The following is a 14,776-nucleotide window of genomic DNA, read 5'->3' on the forward strand; positions in this document are numbered from 1 at the left end:
AGCCGATGCGGCTCCTGTCCGTGAAATGCAACCGGATCGAACTCAGGCGAATTTCGGATCGAGGCTGCCCGACTTGTAGCGCTTGGCCATTTCCGAGACCGGCAGCGGCTTGATCTTCGGCGCATTGCCGGCGGTTCCGAATTGCTCGAAGCGCTCCTTGCAGAGCTTCCTCATCGCCGCCATCGCCGGCGTCAGGTATTTGCGCGGATCGAACTCGCTCGGGTTTTCGGTCAGCACCTTGCGGATCGCGCCGGTCAACGCCATGCGGTTGTCGGTGTCGATGTTGATCTTGCGCACGCCATGCTTGATGCCGCGCTGGATCTCTTCCACCGGCACGCCCCAGGTCGGTTTCATCTGGCCGCCATATTTGTTGATGATTTCCTGCAAGTCCTCCGGCACCGAAGACGAACCGTGCATGACCAGGTGCATGTTCGGCAGCCGGCGGTGGATCTCCTCGATGACATTCATGGCCAGAACCGCGCCGTCGGGCTTGCGCGAGAATTTATAGGCGCCGTGGCTGGTGCCCATGGCCACCGCCAGCGCATCGACATGGGTGTCACGCACGAACTGCTCGGCCTGCACCGGATCAGTGAGCAACTGATCGTGGCTGATCGCGCCTTCGACGCCGTGGCCGTCTTCCTGCTCGCCGCCGCCGCTCTCGAGCGAGCCCAGCACGCCGATCTCGCCTTCCACCGACACGCCACCCCAATGCGCCATGTCGACCACACGCCGTGTGATACCGGAATTATAGGCATAGTCGGCCGGCGACTTGCCGTCCTCCTTCAGCGAACCGTCCATCATCACCGAGGTGAAGCCGTACTGGATCGCGGTGACGCAGGTGGCTTCGTTGTTGCCGTGGTCGAGATGCATGCAGACCGGGATGTCGGGGTGGATTTCCACCAGGGCGTCGATCAGCTTGGCCAGCACCACGTCATTGGCATAGGCGCGCGCACCGCGGCTTGCCTGCAGGATGACCGGCGACTTGGTCTCCTCCGCGGCCTCCATGATGGCCAGGCCCTGTTCCATGTTGTTCATGTTGAAGGCCGGCACGCCATAGCCGTATTCGGCGGCGTGATCGAGCAATTGTCTCAGTGTGATGCGAGCCAACGATTAGTCTCCCGTATCTGGTTTCAAACCTGTGGTTGCGGGCTGTCCGCGCATCGTTCAGCCCACCGATGCTTCTGGCCGGAATTCCGCGCAACCGCAACCGTGACAGACCGTCCCGGCAGCAATTCTTGTTACAGCGGCGCGATAAAAGCCGGCGAAATATCCCAGTGAAATATCTCATTATCACAAAAATTATGATACATGCGCGGCAATGTCTGTTATGTCTTGGTTCGATCAAGGAGCCCGGCTTCTGCGTTGCCGGGTCGGCGAGAATGAAGAGCGACAACAGACGGCAAGGCATCATGGACTTCCTGATGGACGCCGGCGCGGCGAGTGTCGACGATCTTGCCTCCCGCTTTGGCGTCTCGAGGATGACCGTGCACCGCGACCTCGACGAGCTCGAGGAGAGTGGTTTCCTGCGCAAGGTGCGCGGCGGCGCCTCGATACAGCCGAGCAGCCTCTTCGAAAGCGATTTCCGCTACCGGCAGAAGCAGGCGACTGGGGAAAAAGAGCGGCTTGCGGCGGCGGCCGCGGCCATGATCGAACCCGGCCAGACGGTCATCATCGACGACGGCTCGACGGCGGGCAGTATCGCGCGACATCTCGGCGATCTCAGGCCGCTGACGGTGATCACCAACAATCTCGCCGTCATCCAGGATCTGGCCGGTGCCGGAGGCATCAACCTGATCGCGCTCGGCGGCCAATACTCGAAGAAATTCCATGGCTTCTTCGGCCTGCTCGCGGAGGCTTCGCTGCGATCGCTGCGCGCCGATGTCGCCTTCCTGTCGTCATCCGCCATCCACGGCGGCTCCGCCTTCCATCAGGACCAGGAAGTGGTGCAGGCCAAGCGGCTGATGATGGCCGCGGCGACCCGCAAATACCTGCTGGTCGATCACGGCAAGTTTGGCCGCAGTGCGCTGCATTTCCTGACCGATCTCAAGGCATTCGATACCGTCTTCACCGGACGCGAGCCGGAGCCCGGGATGCGCGCGACGCTGGATGCGGCCGGGGTTTCGCTGACGGTGGTCGGCGACAAGGATTGAGGATCAAGGAGAGTACGCGTGGTTTACTGGGTCGGTACAAGCTGGAAGATGAACAAGACGCTCGCCGAGGCGCTTGATTTTGCCGGGGCGCTGGCCGGCTTCGTGCCGGGTTTCGACGATCGCATCCAGCCTTTCGTCATTCCGCCCTTCACGGCGGTGCGCGAAGTCAGGCAGTCGCTGTCGGCCACGCGCATCAAGGTCGGCGCGCAGAACATGCATTGGGCCGATGCCGGCGCCTGGACCGGCGAGATCTCGCCGGTGATGCTGAACGATTGCGGCCTCGACCTGGTCGAACTCGGCCATAGCGAACGGCGCGAACATTTCGGCGAGACCGATCGCACGGTCGGGCTGAAGACGGCGGCAGCGGTCAAGCATGGACTGATACCACTGATCTGCGTCGGCGAGACGCTGGCCGAGCGCGAAAGCGGCAAGGCCGATGCGGTGCTGACCAACCAGGTCGAGGGTGCATTGCAATTTCTCGAAGGCGAGGCGAAGGGGGCAAAAATCCTGTTCGCCTACGAGCCGGTCTGGGCGATCGGCGACAAGGGCATTCCGGCCAGCTCCGACTATGCCGACAAGCAGCAGGCGCTGATCAAGAAGGTCGCCGCCGGTCTGCTACCGTCCGCGCCGCCGGTGCTCTATGGCGGCAGCGTCAACCCTGGCAATGCCGCGGAACTGATCGACCGGCCCAACATCGATGGCCTGTTCATCGGCCGCTCCGCCTGGCAGGCCGAAGGCTACATCGACATCCTGCGCCGCGCGTCAGCCGCGATCTGAATCAATCGAACTGGAAAGGGACAAAAAATGAAAATAGCCATTGGAGCCGATAGCGCCGGCAAGCCGCTGCTCGACGTCATCGCCGCGCATCTGGCAACCAAGCCCGGCCTCACCGTCAGCGACCTCAGCCAGGCCGGCTTCTATGCCGACCTGTCGCAGAAACTTGCCCAGACGATCGTCGACGGCGAGAACGATCGCGGCATCCTGTTCTGCGGCACCGGCATCGGCGTCTCGATCTCGGCCAACAAGGTGCCGGGGATCCGCGCGGCACTTACCCACGACACCTACTCGGCCGAACGCGCGGCGAAATCCAACAACGCCCAGATCATCACCATGGGCGCCCGTGTTATCGGTCCGGAACTGGCCAAAGCCATTGTCGACACCTGGCTGGCCTCGGAGTTCGACGAGAAGGGGCCCTCGGCCGGCAACGTCCAGGCGATCAACAGGCTCGACGCGGCAAAGAGCTAAGAGAGACTGTCGCGCATGGCCCCGATGACGGTGACGGCCGAGGCCGCGCCTGGGTCCATGTGTCCGAGCGACCGCTCGCCAAGCCGTGACGAGCGGCCCTTGGCGGCGATCATGTCCCTGGTCGATTCCGCGCCGCGCTCGGCGGCGGCAAGGGCTGCCTGCAGGCTTTCAGCAAGGTCTTTTCCTGCTGCATTGCTGGCGCCGGCCGCTTCCGCCGCCGGTTGCCAGGCGTCGACCATTGTCTTCTCGCCGATCTCGGCCTTGCCGCGATCCTTGATGCCTTGCGCCATGGCCTGCAGCAGCGCGATGAACTCGGCGTCCGCGAGCGTCGCCTTGCCCTTGACGGCGGCGGCGGCGCGCATGAAGGCGGTGGCATAGAGCGGTCCGCAGGACGCGCCGACGGCATTGAGGAACGATTTCGCCGCCGTGTTGAGGAGCGTGGTCGGCTCGGTCGCCGCAAGGTCGACCAATGCCAGCGCATCGCGCACGGCGTTGAACCCGAGCGCCATCGCAATGCCGTGGTCGGCGTCGCCGATGACGCCGTCGAGCTGGCAAAGCCGGTCCCTGTCGGCTTCGATCGCCACCGCGATCGCATCGAACATTCTTTTCAGGTCGGAGGCAGCGATGGTCATGGAGCGCTCCTCAGCCGGCACGGAACATGGCGCAGTCGCAGGGATGGTCGAGCATCGTCTGCAACTCTTCGTCGAGATGGAAAAGCGTCACCGAGGCGCCGGCCATTTCCAGCGACGTGCAATAATTGCCGACCCAGGTCGCGTGGACGGAAACGCCGATTGCATCGAGCCGCTGCTTGACCCGGCGGTTCATGATATAGAGCTCCATCAGCGGCGTCGATCCCAGCGAGTTGACCAGCACCGCGACCTTGTCGCCCCGCTTCGGCGCCATCTCGGCGAAAATCCTGTCGAGCATCTCGTCGGCAATCTCATCGGCGGTCCCGAGCTTGCCACGCGCGATGCCGGGTTCGCCATGGATGCCCATGCCGATCTCCATTTCGTCGGCGCCGATCTCGAAATTCGGCCGCCGCGTCTGCGGCAGCGAGCAGGGCGACAGCGCCACGCCCATGGTGAAGGTGTGGTCATTGGCCTTGCGCGCGATCCGTTCGCATTCGTCGAGCGAGAGCATGAGGTCGCAGGCCGCACCGGCGGCCTTGAAGATGAAGAAATTGCCGGCGACACCACGGCGCTTCTGCCGCTGGTCAAGCGGTGCCGAGGCGACGTCGTCGGTGGTCAGCACGGTTCGCACCTCGACGTCTTCCATGCCGGCCATCTCGGCCGCCATGTCGAAATTCATCACGTCGCCGGCATAGTTGCCGTACATGAACAGGACGCCGGCACCGCCGCTGACCGCCTTGGCGCATTCCAGGATCGGATCCGGTGGTGGCGAGGCAAAGACGTTGCCGATCGCCGCCGCGTCCGCCAGCCCCTTGCCGACAAAGCCGAGAAAGGTCGGCTCGTGGCCGGAGCCGCCACCGATCACCAGCCCGACCTTGCCGGGCCGTGCGCCGTCGCGGGCGATGATCGAGCGCGGGCTGCCGTCCACGCTTGTGAGATGGCGAGGATGCGCGGCCAGGATCCCTTCGAGCATTTCGTCGACGGCGCGGTTGCCGTCGTTGATGATCTTCTTGGTCTGCACCGGCATCCTCCCGAACTCGGCATTTTCCAGGTCTTGTTTATGCACGTCGTTATCCCAAAACCGCTGCGCGTTTTTGGGCGACATGCATCCGATACTACCGGCTGTTGCCGGGATTTCCACCCGGCTTCAGTGCTTCAGGCCGCGATCTTTTCCCGCGCGGCGAGGATCTGCACACAGGCGTTGGCCGCCTCTTTGCCCTTGACCGTGAAATGCTCGAAGAAGAAGCGGTGATGCTCGGCGTTGTCGTGAAAATTGTGCGGCGTGAGCACCGCCGAAAGGACCGGCACGCCGGTCGAAAGCTGCACGTTCATCATGCCGTCGATGACGGCGCCTGCAACGAAGTCGTGCCGGTAGATGCCGCCATTAACGACGAACGCCGTACCGAGGATCGCGGCGTAGCGGCCGGTCCCGGCAAGTGTCTTGGCATGCAGCGGAATCTCGTAGGCACCGGGCACGTCGAAGACGTCGGCGGCAAAGCGTCCGCCGCCGATCTCGGCCAGCTCCGCCTCGAAGGCTTGCACGCACTGGTCGACAATGTCGGCATGCCAGCGCGCCCTGATGACGGCGATGCGGGTTGTTTCATAGTCTTTGTGGGAATGCTGATTCATGGGTCCATTCCTTCCGTTTCGAACCAGAATCAGGACGCACGATACGAAATCCGGCCCGCCGAGGCGGTCCGTTTTCCGTTTCGTTCTCTTTCATCCGGACTCTAACCGTCGGCTCCGGAATCACACCGGATCTGCTGACCTTTCCGATGCCGGAAAGCGCTCGCGGGCTTGGGCCCCGCGCATGACCCCGAAAACCGGAACCGGTTTTCGGAAAGGAATCATGCGCAACTGGGAGTCCTTACCGCCGGTGGGGACTTTCACCCCGCCCTGAGAACATTAACGCGCTCTGTATGAAGAGCAGGGGTGCCGGTGTCAACCGCGCGACAGGCCGCTGGCCAACCACGTTCCGTCGGCTCGAGCAATGCGATGATGGTTCTACCGGGTGCGCCATGCCGCAGCCGAGGCGGCAACCAGCATCAGCACCGCCGCGACCATCGCGCATGTGGCAAAGCCGAAGCCGGAATAGAGCGGCCCGAAGCCGGTGGTGCCGACGAACACCGCGAGGTAGGTTACCGCGCTGTTCAGGCCCATGATCGTACCCCGCCGTGACGGATCGAGCGCCGACAGGCGCATCACCAGCACGTTCAGGCCGAAATGATTGGCAAGCCCCCAGGCGGCCACCATGGCGAGTGTCAGGCCATAGCTGTCGCTGGTCGCGGCGATCGCCACATAGACCATGGCGACGAGAAGATAGGCGAAAGGCATGACGCGCCGGGCGCCCAGGCGATCGATGATGCCATCGAAGAGCGCCGCCGTGCCGAACCCCGCGCCATAGGCGAGGGCCGCCAGACCGTTGGCGCTGACCGCCTGTCCCAGTCCGCTGTGAAGATGATCGCCAAGATAGCCATAAACACCGTAGAAGGCCGTCATGAAGGCGCCGCAGGCGACCAGCAGCGGCACGATGCCGGGAATGCCGAACGCCTCGAACGGCGAGGGCGCCGGCCCGGTCTTCCTGACATCCGGGAGCGACGATGCGCTGAGACCGCCCAGCGCCAGGGTGGCCAGCAGCGCCACGGCGGCGAAGACGGCGCGCCAGTGCACGAGATCGGCAAGCACCGCCGACAGCGAAACGCCGGCCACCATGCTGAGCGTCCATCCGGTCAGCACCACGCCGATCGTGCCGCTTTCGCGGCCGGGCGGAGCGATAGCCGCGGCACTCGCGTAGATTGCCGGCATGGCGACGCCGGCGGCAATCCCGGCGACAAGCTGCGCGGCAACCAGCGCGGCCACCGTGGGCGCGGCCGCGCTGGCGACCAGGGCCAATGCCAGCAGCAGCAAGGCCGCTTGCAGCATCCGGCGCGCGCCGACCCGGTCGATATGGCGTGCCAGGAACAGGGCGCTCGCCGATGTGCCGAGGCCGAAGGCGGCCGCCGCCATCATCACCATGGGAACGCTGGTCGCGAACGATACGGCCACCGCCGGAGCGATCGGGCCCAGCACCAGCGAATTCGAGCCGATCACGGCGATGCATCCGGTCAGGAGATAGGCAAGCGCCGGGATGGGCGGCCTGGTGTCCGCGTTCAAGGTTGCAGCTTGATCGTTGTTCGACATATCATCATAATGGCCGTATTAAATTCCGTGACAATCGGGAATATCGGCATGGATGAAGAAACAGATGGCATTCAGCGGAACAGGCCGGCGGCCCGGGATGTCGATGCGACCGACCGAAAGATATTAGGCGTTCTGGTCGACGACGCGACCGTCAGTTATGCCGAGCTCGGCGAACGTGTCGGCCTGTCGCCGCCGGCAGCGCATGAGCGCGTCAAGCGGCTTCGGCGCAGCGGCGCCATCCGCAACACGGCCGCCATCATTGATCCCAACGCGGTGAGAAAGCCGCTGCTCACCTTCGTCCATATCGACACCAGCGGCTGGGGCAAGACCCCGGAACTGATGGCGATCTCGGAATATCCCGAGGTCGAGGAAATCCACACCGTCGCCGGCGACACATGCGTCTTGCTCAAGGTGCGCACCGAGGACACCAAGGCGCTCGAAGGACTGCTGTTGCGTCTCTACGAGACACCCGGCGTCACCTCGACGCGCAGCTACGTGGTTCTGGCGACCTACCTCGAACGGCCGGTGCAGCCCGGCATCACGGCGCAATGGCCGACGCCGAAGCACATGGGCAAGCCGCTCTACTGAAGCAATTCCAGGAAAACTGTGCTGCGGTTTCCGTCGGGAATTGCGTGAAAACAGAGAGTTGGAGCGGCCGGCGATTCCAGCTGGACCGCTCTAACGGATGACGCCGCTCGGTTCTGATTATCCCCGCTCGGGGAACATCGCCTTCAGTCCTTCGCGCGATGCCTTGGCGATGCCGCGCTCGGTGATCAGTCCGGTCACCAGCCGTGCCGGCGTCACGTCGAAGGCGGGGTTCCTTGCCGGCGTCGCTTCGGGCGACACACGCACCTGGGCGATCTCGCCCGTGGCGGTCTTGCCCCAGACCAGCGATACCTCGTCGCCCGAGCGCTCCTCGATCGGGATTTCGGCGAGGCCGTCGCCCACCGTCCAGTCGATGGTGGGAGAGGGCAGCGCGACGTAGAACGGCACGTCGTTGTCGGCTGCGGCGAGCGCCTTCAGATAGGTGCCGATCTTGTTGCAGACATCGCCGTCGGCTGTCGTGCGGTCGGTGCCGACGATGACCATGTCGATTGCGCCGCGCTGCATCAGATGGCCGCCGGCATTGTCGACGATCAACGTGTGCGGCACGCCATGGCCGGCCATCTCCCAGGCGGTCAGCTGGGCGCCCTGGTTGCGCGGGCGTGTTTCATCCACATAGACATGGACGGGAATGCCGGCTTCGACAGCGAGATAGATCGGTGAAGTGGCTGTGCCATAGTCGACCGTCGCCAGCCAGCCGGCATTGCAGTGGGTGAGGATATTGACCGTCTCGCCCGGCTGCTTGCGCGCCGCGATGTCCTTGATGATGGCGAGACCGTTCACGCCGATGGCGCGGTTGAGCCCGACATCCTCGTCGGCGATTTCACTGGCGCGCCGATAGGCGGCAGCGGCGCGTTGTCCGGCCGGCAACGGCCGCAGGAAACGCCGCATCTCGTCCAGCGCCCAGCGCAGGTTGATCGCCGTCGGTCGTGTCTCGTGCAGAGTTTCCCACACGGTGTCGAGCGCTTCGTCGGACGGATCGTGCGCCATCTGCATGGCGACGCCGTAGGCCGCCGTGACCCCGATCAACGGTGCGCCGCGCACCCACATGTCGCGGATCGCGGTGGCGATGCCGGCGACCGTGCCAAGCTTCTCGATGCGGAATTCATGCGGCAGCCAGCGCTGATCGATGATCTCCACCGAGCGGCCGTCGTCGCTGAGCCAGATGGTCCGATAGTGGCGGTCGCCGACGTTCAAATGCTGTTCTCCTGTTCGATCAGCGCGGCCAGATTGTTGACCTCGTCGATGCTGTGAATCTGGCGCCGGTTCACGGCGATGTGGCGGCCGAATTTCAGTGCCTTCGCCTCACAACTGGCGCGCAGATCTTCATCGGCAATGGTCTCGAAGTCGGCATTGTGGGCGAGGCCGAGGATGCGCCTGTGCACCTCGATGCCGGCAAAGCCGAGCAGATCATCCCAGATCTGGTGCAGGACATTATCGAGCGCCTGTTCGGCGCCCAGCCTGTCGCCCTGATCCTCGAACAGGCTCTTCTGGTAGAGCATGCCGGTGCGCTCGGTGCGCCACAGATGCGAGAACTCGGCGCGGAACACCGCCCATGTCTCGACCACGACGTCGAGCAGATAGGCACGCATGGCGTCGCGCTTGCCCTTCTGCTCATGCCCGCGTTGCGAGAAGAACGACATCCAGAAATTGGCGAGCAGCATGCCGACGTCGAACGCCATCGGACCGTAGTAGGCGAACTCCGGATCGATCATCCGCGTTTCCTGATCGGTGACCATGATCGAGCCGGAATGCAGGTCGCCATGCAGAAGTGTCTCGGCATTGGCGGCGAAGAGATGCTTCAGCCGCTGCGCCTCCACCTTGAGATCGCGGTCGGCCCGCAGTTCCGCCACCAGACCGTCGAGCTGCGGACTGGTGTGGCGGTTCATCTTGGCGTCGAAATACGGGTCGGAAAACACCAGGTTCTCGGTGATGTCGCAAAGCTCGACATTGTCCGCGAACAGCGCCAGGTCCGCCTTGCGCTCCTTGGTCACCATCGACAGGTCGGACCCGCGGAACAGCGTGCGGGCCATGAACAGCCCGATATCCCGGGCGATGTTCGGCAACTGCCGGCCTTCGATCAGCGCCCGCCGCAGGATGATGTGCGGCGACAGATATTCCATGATGATCAGCGCCTGGACTTCGTCGAAGTAGTAGATCGCCGGCACCGAGCCCGGCGCGCGCGCCTCCTGCCGGGTCAGTGCGTGGTATTCGAAGAAGGAGCGCTTCAAGGGGAGCGGCCAGCTGTCGCCGACCAGCCGGACATAGGGCAGGGCCTGCTTGACGATGGCGCCGCCGCTGGCGCCTTCGACGATGAACACCAGGTTCAGATTGCCGTCCCCGACCTCGCGGACCTTCCAGGCGCTCGCATCCTTGCCGATCTTCGCGCACAGCGCTTCGTTCGTGCCGAGACGTGTTGAGAGCGTCTCCACCGACAATGCTTCGAACGGCAATTTCCCAGTCATCCTTGTCCCTCCCGCCTATGTGCTCCCATCATAAGGGAGCCTTGACGGCGAGGCCAAGCTAGGAAGCCGTCTGGCAATTGTCAATCGTGTTGACAATTGCCGATATTGACCATAGCGTCATGGTCAGGGAGGAACGCATGGTCGGCAATGCCGTGTTCCGCGTAGAGGGACTGAGGAAATCCTTTGGCCGCAACGAGGTGCTTGGCGGCATCGCGCTGGATCTCCATGCCGGTGAAGTGACCGTGCTGATGGGCGCCAACGGCGCCGGTAAATCCACCCTCGTCAAGATCGTCAGCGGCGTCTACGAGCGTGGCGGCGGCACGATGACGCTTGCCGGGCAGGATTTTGCGCCGAACACGCCGGCGGAAGCGATCCGCGCCGGCGTCGTCACCGTGCACCAGAACATCAATGACGGCGTCGTCGCCGATCTCGACGTAGCCACCAATCTCACCCTCGACAGGCTGAGCGGCAAAGGCGCGCCGACCCTGTTCAATCCCGCCCGCGTGCGCCGCGAAGCCAAGGCGGTCGCCGACCGCATGGGGCTGGATATCGATTTGAAGGCGCGCGTCAGCGATCTTTCGCTCGCCGATCGCCAGATGGTGGCGATTGCCCGTGCGCTGGCACACCAGCCGAAAGTGCTGATCCTCGATGAGCCGACCTCGTCGCTCTCCAGCGCCGAAGCCGACAGGCTGTTCGCGCTGGTCGACCGGCTGCGCGAGCAAGGCGTGGCGATCCTCTATATCTCGCACCGCATGTCGGACATCAGGCGGCTTGCGGACCGCATCGTCTCGATGCGCGACGGTGTCGTCTCCGGCGTCTTCGACACCAAGCCGCTCGACTATGAAGGCGCGGTCAACGCCATGCTTGGCCGCAAGATCCATCTCGACCGCATCGTCGCCAGGAGTTCGGCCAGGGCGGTCCTGAGCGTCGAAGGCCTTCGCATCGCGCAGGGCGCCAAGCCGATTTCGCTGACGCTTGGCGATGGCGAAGTGGTCGCCATCACCGGTCTCGTCGGTGTCGGCAAGACCGCTCTTGCCGAGACGCTGTTCGGCGTGCGCCGACCAGTCGCCGGCACCATGACGATGAACGGCAAGCCTTACGCGCCGCGCTCGGCGGGCGACGCAATCGCCGCCGGCGTGTTCCTCGTCGCCAAGGATCGCGCCACCAGCGGCATCGTCGGCGGCTTCAACATCGAGCGCAATGTCAGCTTGCCTTTCCTGAAGCGTATGTCGAATTTCAGCGTGCTCAAGCGCCGCCTCGAACGCTCCACTGCGCGCCGGCAGATCGAGCAGCTCGGCATCGTCTGCCGCTCGGAGAAGGATGAGATGTCGGCGTTGTCCGGCGGCAACCAGCAGAAGGTGATGGTCGCCCGCTGGATGGCCCAGAATGCCGCGCTGTTCATCCTCGACGAGCCGTTCCAGGGCGTCGACATTTCGGCCCGGCGCGACATCGCGGCCAAGCTGAGGGCAAGCGCCAATGGCCGCGCCACGCTTTTGTTCGTCACCGAACTCGACGAAGCGCTGGAGACCGCCGACCGCATCCTGGTGATGTCGGAGCACGCAATCGTCGGCGAACACCGCAACGCCGATGTCGATCTAGATCGCCTGCTGGCCGAGGTCGCGGGCGGACCGCTGCACAGCGCTGCCTGAGCGTGGCGGCCGATGGAATTGGAATGGAGAGACCATGGGTTGGAGTTGGGTAAAAACGGCAGCGGCGCCGGGGTGCGCGGAATGACGCTGCGCGACTACGCCATCCGCTATGGGTTCATCGTGCTGTTGTTCGGATTGGTCGCCTATTTCGCGATCGCCGCCGACGGGTTCGTCTCGCCGCAAAGTGCCGTCTTCATCTTCCAGTCGGTCGCCATCACCGGCGTGCTGGCGCTCGGTGTTACCGCCACCCTGGTAGTCGGCGGCTTCGACCTGTCGATCGGTTCGGTCGCGACCTCGGCCATGATGGCGGCGGCCTATGTCATGGTGGTGCTGGAGCAGAACGCGTTCGTGGCGGTCATCGTCTGCCTGTTGATCGGCGCCATTGTCGGCCTGATCAATGGCTGGCTGATCGTCTATATGCGCGTGCCAGACCTGCTGGCGACACTCGGCATGATGTTCCTGCTGGTCGGCCTGCAGCGCATCCCGACAGAAGGCCGCTCGATCGCCACCGGCATGACAATGCCCGATGGCTCGGTCGCCAACGGCAAGTTCTCCGATGCCTTCCTGGCGCTTGGCCGCCACCGCTTCGACTTCTTCATCCCGAACCTCATTCCGGTCTCGGTGGTCGTGCTTCTGGTGCTGGCCGTGCTGATCTGGTTCTTCCTCGAATACACCCGCTTCGGCCGCATGATGTACGCGGTCGGCAGCAATGAGCGCGCCGCCGAACTCGCCGGCGCGCCTGTCAAGGCATACAAGATCTGGGCCTACGTTATTTCAGGAGTTTTTGCCTCGATCGGCGGCATTTTGCTCGCTGCCCGGCTTGGACGCGGCGACATCGCCTCGGGTAATAATCTGCTGCTCGATGCGGTTGCCGCTGCGCTGATCGGCTACGCGGTGCTCGGCGCCGCCAAGCCGAACGCCTTCGGCACCGCCATCGGCGCGCTGTTCGTCGGCATCTTGCTGCAGGGCCTGACGATGATGAACGCGCCCTACTACACGCAGGATTTCGTCAAGGGCGTGGTTCTGGTCGTCGCCCTTGTCTTCACCTTTGCCCTTTCGGGTAGGGGCAGGAACTAGCATTTGGCCGGATAGGATTTTGGGTTCAACAAAAGTGGAGGAAAACAAGGTGAACATCACAAGAAGACTTCTGGGGAAAGTGGCGCTCGGGCTCGCCGGCGCAACCATGCTGATGCAGGTCCCGGCATTGGCCGCGGACAAGCCGGCGCCGTTCGACAAGCCCGGTGTCAAGATCGCGCTGGTCCGCTATCTCTCGACCGGCGACTTCTTCCAGGCCTATCTGTCGGGCGTCGAGGCGCAGTCGAAGGCGCTCGGCATCGACCTGCGCGTGCTCGACAGCCGCCAGGACGCCGCCCTTCAGGCCGACATGGTCGATCAGGCGATCGCGCTCGGAGTGCAGGGCATCATCATCCAGCACGGCCTGACGGAATCGATGAAGGACGCCGCCCAGCGTGCCGTCGACGCCGGCATCAAGGTGGTGGCCTTCGACGTCAATGTCGAAAACCCCAAGGTCCCGCAGATCGAACAGTCGGACAAGGACCTGGCGCGGCTGGCGCTCGAACAGGCAGTCAAGGACAATGGCGAAAGCTGGAACGCCGGCTATGTCTATGTCGCCGGCATCGCGCCGCTCGACCGCCGCAACGAAACCTGGGTCGACGTGAAGAAGAAATATGCCGGCATCAAGGAAGCCGCCATGTTCGGCACGCTCGACAATCCGATCGCCAACTCCGTCGCCAACCAGGCGCGCTCGGTGCTGTCGGCGCACCCCGACATCAACGTGATGTTCGCCCCTTATGACGAATTCGCCAAGGGCGTGAAGATCGCCGTCGACGAAGCGAGCCTGAACAAGAAGATCAAGATCTATTCGGCCGACATTTCGACGTCCGACATCGCGGCGATGCGCGAGCCCGACAGTGCTTGGGCGGCGACCGCGGCGACCAACCCGGCCGTCGTCGGCCAGGTCTCGGTGCGCGCCCTGGCGCAGTTGCTCGCCGGCGAAGACCCCGGCCACAACGTCATCGTGCCGCCGACGCTGATCACCCAGAAGGAGCTGATCGACAAGGACATCAAGAACATGGAAGACCTGTCGGCCAAGCTGCCGCAGTTCGCCCACGCCGATGTCGCCATGCCTGCCTGGATGCCGAACCCCAACGCGAAGTAGGCGCCGGTCCGATAAGAAGCGAAAGGGCGGCCACGAGCCGCCCTTTCCATATGGATGTTCGCTTCTTTCGGTCTACAGCCAGTGTTCTGGATCGCGCATCCCGTGGACAATCGCCACGACTAGGACACCGTCCGACTGTGGTTCGTAGATGACGATGTAGCGGCCTTCGATCAGCACTCGGGCTGTTGCACTCAATTCCGGGCGGGCTGCTCCTATCCTGGGGTGCTGAGCCGCCAGATCCAGCTTGTCGAAGATGCGCATCAGCAGCTTGTCCGCTGCCTTTTCGTTGTCGATTGCGATGGTGTGCCAGACATCTCGCAAATCCTGCGAGGCGCGCGGTGTGAACCGATATTTAGCCACGGGCGCGGCGTTCTGCCTTCAGGCCTCGAATGAACTCGGCGGGTTCGACTTCCACTGGCTTGCCGCTGGCCATGCCATCGGCATAGGCGCGTTTCAAGTGCTCAAGCTCCAGCGCACGCAATTCCTCGCGCTGCTCCCACAGGCGCAAGGCGTCGCGGACAATCTCGCTATTGGAGGCGTATGCCCCGCCTTCGACCGCACTTTGCAGGCGAGCAATCTGCTGCGCGGTGAGCGAGATGGTGAGGGTGCGCATCGGTTCGGCTTTCATGCCGACTATTATAGCGGACCCCGCAAGAACTAACAATATTTGTTAGGA

The 14,776-nt window shown here is 63.8% G+C and carries 16 protein-coding genes and 1 riboswitch; of the genes, 7 read left to right on the forward strand and 9 right to left on the reverse strand.

Annotated features, from left to right (window positions below; genetic code table 11):
* Window positions 1-42: 42 nt before the first annotated feature.
* Window positions 43-1,107, reverse strand: coding sequence for a class II fructose-bisphosphate aldolase (gene fba, locus O7A70_RS17315; RefSeq protein ID WP_027142227.1), 1,065 nt, complete (start codon window positions 1,105-1,107; stop codon window positions 43-45).
* A gap of 272 nt (window positions 1,108-1,379) precedes the next feature.
* On the opposite strand from fba, the gene O7A70_RS17320 reads away from it, so the two are divergent.
* Genes O7A70_RS17320 through derI form a run of 3 tightly spaced genes read left to right on the forward strand, consistent with a single transcriptional unit; the run spans window position 1,380 to window position 3,395 of the window.
* Window positions 1,380-2,150: a DeoR/GlpR family DNA-binding transcription regulator gene (locus tag O7A70_RS17320; protein ID WP_337141451.1), complete on the forward strand. Its 771-nt coding sequence runs from the start codon at window positions 1,380-1,382 to the stop codon at window positions 2,148-2,150.
* A gap of 18 nt (window positions 2,151-2,168) precedes the next feature.
* Complete coding sequence (locus tag O7A70_RS17325; RefSeq protein ID WP_337141452.1) at window positions 2,169-2,927, forward strand: triose-phosphate isomerase; 759 nt, start codon at window positions 2,169-2,171, stop codon at window positions 2,925-2,927.
* Window positions 2,928-2,954: 27 nt separating this feature from the next.
* On the forward strand, window positions 2,955-3,395 hold the full coding sequence (derI, locus tag O7A70_RS17330) for a D-erythrulose-4-phosphate isomerase (protein ID WP_337132541.1): 441 nt from the start codon (window positions 2,955-2,957) through the stop codon (window positions 3,393-3,395).
* Here the strand turns inward: derI and dhaL are convergent.
* From dhaL to O7A70_RS17350, 4 genes are all read right to left on the reverse strand, one after another.
* The gene (dhaL, locus tag O7A70_RS17335; protein WP_337141454.1) at window positions 3,392-4,027 is read right to left on the reverse strand and encodes a dihydroxyacetone kinase subunit DhaL; all 636 of its coding nucleotides are present in this window, start codon (window positions 4,025-4,027) and stop codon (window positions 3,392-3,394) included. The genes derI and dhaL overlap by 4 nt on opposite strands.
* A 10-nt stretch (window positions 4,028-4,037) precedes the next feature.
* Entirely contained in the window at window positions 4,038-5,051 is a 1,014-nt protein-coding gene (locus O7A70_RS17340) for a dihydroxyacetone kinase subunit DhaK (protein WP_337141626.1), read from the reverse strand.
* 128 nt (window positions 5,052-5,179) lie between these two features.
* Entirely contained in the window at window positions 5,180-5,653 is a 474-nt protein-coding gene (locus O7A70_RS17345; protein ID WP_337141456.1) for a 6,7-dimethyl-8-ribityllumazine synthase, read from the reverse strand.
* 78 nt (window positions 5,654-5,731) lie between these two features.
* Window positions 5,732-5,932, reverse strand: a riboswitch (FMN riboswitch).
* Between the two features lie 96 nt (window positions 5,933-6,028).
* A complete protein-coding gene (locus tag O7A70_RS17350) occupies window positions 6,029-7,204 on the reverse strand; it encodes an MFS transporter (protein WP_337141457.1) in 1,176 nt (391 codons plus the stop codon).
* Between the two features lie 48 nt (window positions 7,205-7,252).
* Here O7A70_RS17350 and O7A70_RS17355 point away from each other — a divergent pair, with 48 nt between their 5' ends.
* A complete protein-coding gene (locus O7A70_RS17355; protein WP_140714696.1) occupies window positions 7,253-7,792 on the forward strand; it encodes an Lrp/AsnC family transcriptional regulator in 540 nt (179 codons plus the stop codon).
* Window positions 7,793-7,909: 117 nt separating this feature from the next.
* Here the strand turns inward: O7A70_RS17355 and mtnA are convergent, their stop codons facing one another.
* Together mtnA and mtnK are read right to left on the reverse strand one after the other, a co-directional pair.
* Window positions 7,910-9,004 (reverse strand): S-methyl-5-thioribose-1-phosphate isomerase, encoded by a 1,095-nt coding sequence (mtnA, locus tag O7A70_RS17360; protein ID WP_337141458.1) that lies wholly within the window; start codon window positions 9,002-9,004, stop codon window positions 7,910-7,912.
* Window positions 9,001-10,272, reverse strand: a complete 1,272-nt coding sequence (gene mtnK / locus O7A70_RS17365) for an S-methyl-5-thioribose kinase (RefSeq protein WP_337141459.1) — start codon at window positions 10,270-10,272, stop codon at window positions 9,001-9,003. Before mtnK ends, mtnA begins: the two co-directional genes overlap by 4 nt.
* Before the next feature lie 137 nt (window positions 10,273-10,409).
* Between mtnK and O7A70_RS17370 the strand changes: the two genes are divergently transcribed.
* The 3 genes from O7A70_RS17370 (at window position 10,410) to O7A70_RS17380 (ending at window position 14,100) form a co-directional block, all read left to right on the forward strand.
* On the forward strand, window positions 10,410-11,921 hold the full coding sequence (locus O7A70_RS17370; RefSeq protein WP_337141627.1) for a sugar ABC transporter ATP-binding protein: 1,512 nt from the start codon (window positions 10,410-10,412) through the stop codon (window positions 11,919-11,921).
* Window positions 11,922-12,002: 81 nt separating this feature from the next.
* Entirely contained in the window at window positions 12,003-12,998 is a 996-nt protein-coding gene (locus tag O7A70_RS17375) for an ABC transporter permease (protein WP_337141628.1), read from the forward strand.
* 49 nt (window positions 12,999-13,047) lie between these two features.
* Complete coding sequence (locus O7A70_RS17380) at window positions 13,048-14,100, forward strand: substrate-binding domain-containing protein (protein ID WP_337141461.1); 1,053 nt, start codon at window positions 13,048-13,050, stop codon at window positions 14,098-14,100.
* A 72-nt stretch (window positions 14,101-14,172) separates the two neighbouring features.
* Here O7A70_RS17380 and O7A70_RS17385 read toward each other — a convergent pair whose 3' ends face one another.
* Window positions 14,173-14,460: a type II toxin-antitoxin system RelE/ParE family toxin gene (locus O7A70_RS17385; protein ID WP_337141462.1), complete on the reverse strand. Its 288-nt coding sequence runs from the start codon at window positions 14,458-14,460 to the stop codon at window positions 14,173-14,175.
* Window positions 14,453-14,713, reverse strand: a complete 261-nt coding sequence (locus tag O7A70_RS17390) for a ribbon-helix-helix domain-containing protein (RefSeq protein ID WP_337146278.1) — start codon at window positions 14,711-14,713, stop codon at window positions 14,453-14,455. Before O7A70_RS17390 ends, O7A70_RS17385 begins: the two co-directional genes overlap by 8 nt.
* Window positions 14,714-14,776: the final 63 nt, after the last annotated feature.

Origin of the sequence: Mesorhizobium sp. Cs1299R1N1, assembly GCF_037179655.1 — a bacterium.
In the GTDB taxonomy this organism is placed as follows: Bacteria; Pseudomonadota; Alphaproteobacteria; order Rhizobiales; family Rhizobiaceae; genus Mesorhizobium; species Mesorhizobium salmacidum.

Excerpts from the sequence above, each read along its gene's own strand:
- O7A70_RS17320 (WP_337141451.1), top strand. The coding sequence starts at position 1,380 with ATGAAGAGCGACAACAGACGGCAAGGCATCATGGACTTCCTGATGGAC.
- derI (WP_337132541.1), top strand. The coding sequence starts at position 2,955 with ATGAAAATAGCCATTGGAGCCGATAGCGCCGGCAAGCCGCTGCTCGAC.
- dhaL (WP_337141454.1), bottom strand. The coding sequence starts at position 4,027 with ATGACCATCGCTGCCTCCGACCTGAAAAGAATGTTCGATGCGATCGCG.
- O7A70_RS17340 (WP_337141626.1), bottom strand. The coding sequence starts at position 5,051 with ATGCCGGTGCAGACCAAGAAGATCATCAACGACGGCAACCGCGCCGTC.
- O7A70_RS17345 (WP_337141456.1), bottom strand. The coding sequence starts at position 5,653 with ATGAATCAGCATTCCCACAAAGACTATGAAACAACCCGCATCGCCGTC.
- O7A70_RS17350 (WP_337141457.1), bottom strand. The coding sequence starts at position 7,204 with ATGTCGAACAACGATCAAGCTGCAACCTTGAACGCGGACACCAGGCCG.
- O7A70_RS17355 (WP_140714696.1), top strand. The coding sequence starts at position 7,253 with ATGGATGAAGAAACAGATGGCATTCAGCGGAACAGGCCGGCGGCCCGG.
- mtnK (WP_337141459.1), bottom strand. The coding sequence starts at position 10,272 with ATGACTGGGAAATTGCCGTTCGAAGCATTGTCGGTGGAGACGCTCTCA.
- O7A70_RS17370 (WP_337141627.1), top strand. The coding sequence starts at position 10,410 with ATGGTCGGCAATGCCGTGTTCCGCGTAGAGGGACTGAGGAAATCCTTT.
- O7A70_RS17375 (WP_337141628.1), top strand. The coding sequence starts at position 12,003 with ATGACGCTGCGCGACTACGCCATCCGCTATGGGTTCATCGTGCTGTTG.
- O7A70_RS17390 (WP_337146278.1), bottom strand. The coding sequence starts at position 14,713 with ATGCGCACCCTCACCATCTCGCTCACCGCGCAGCAGATTGCTCGCCTG.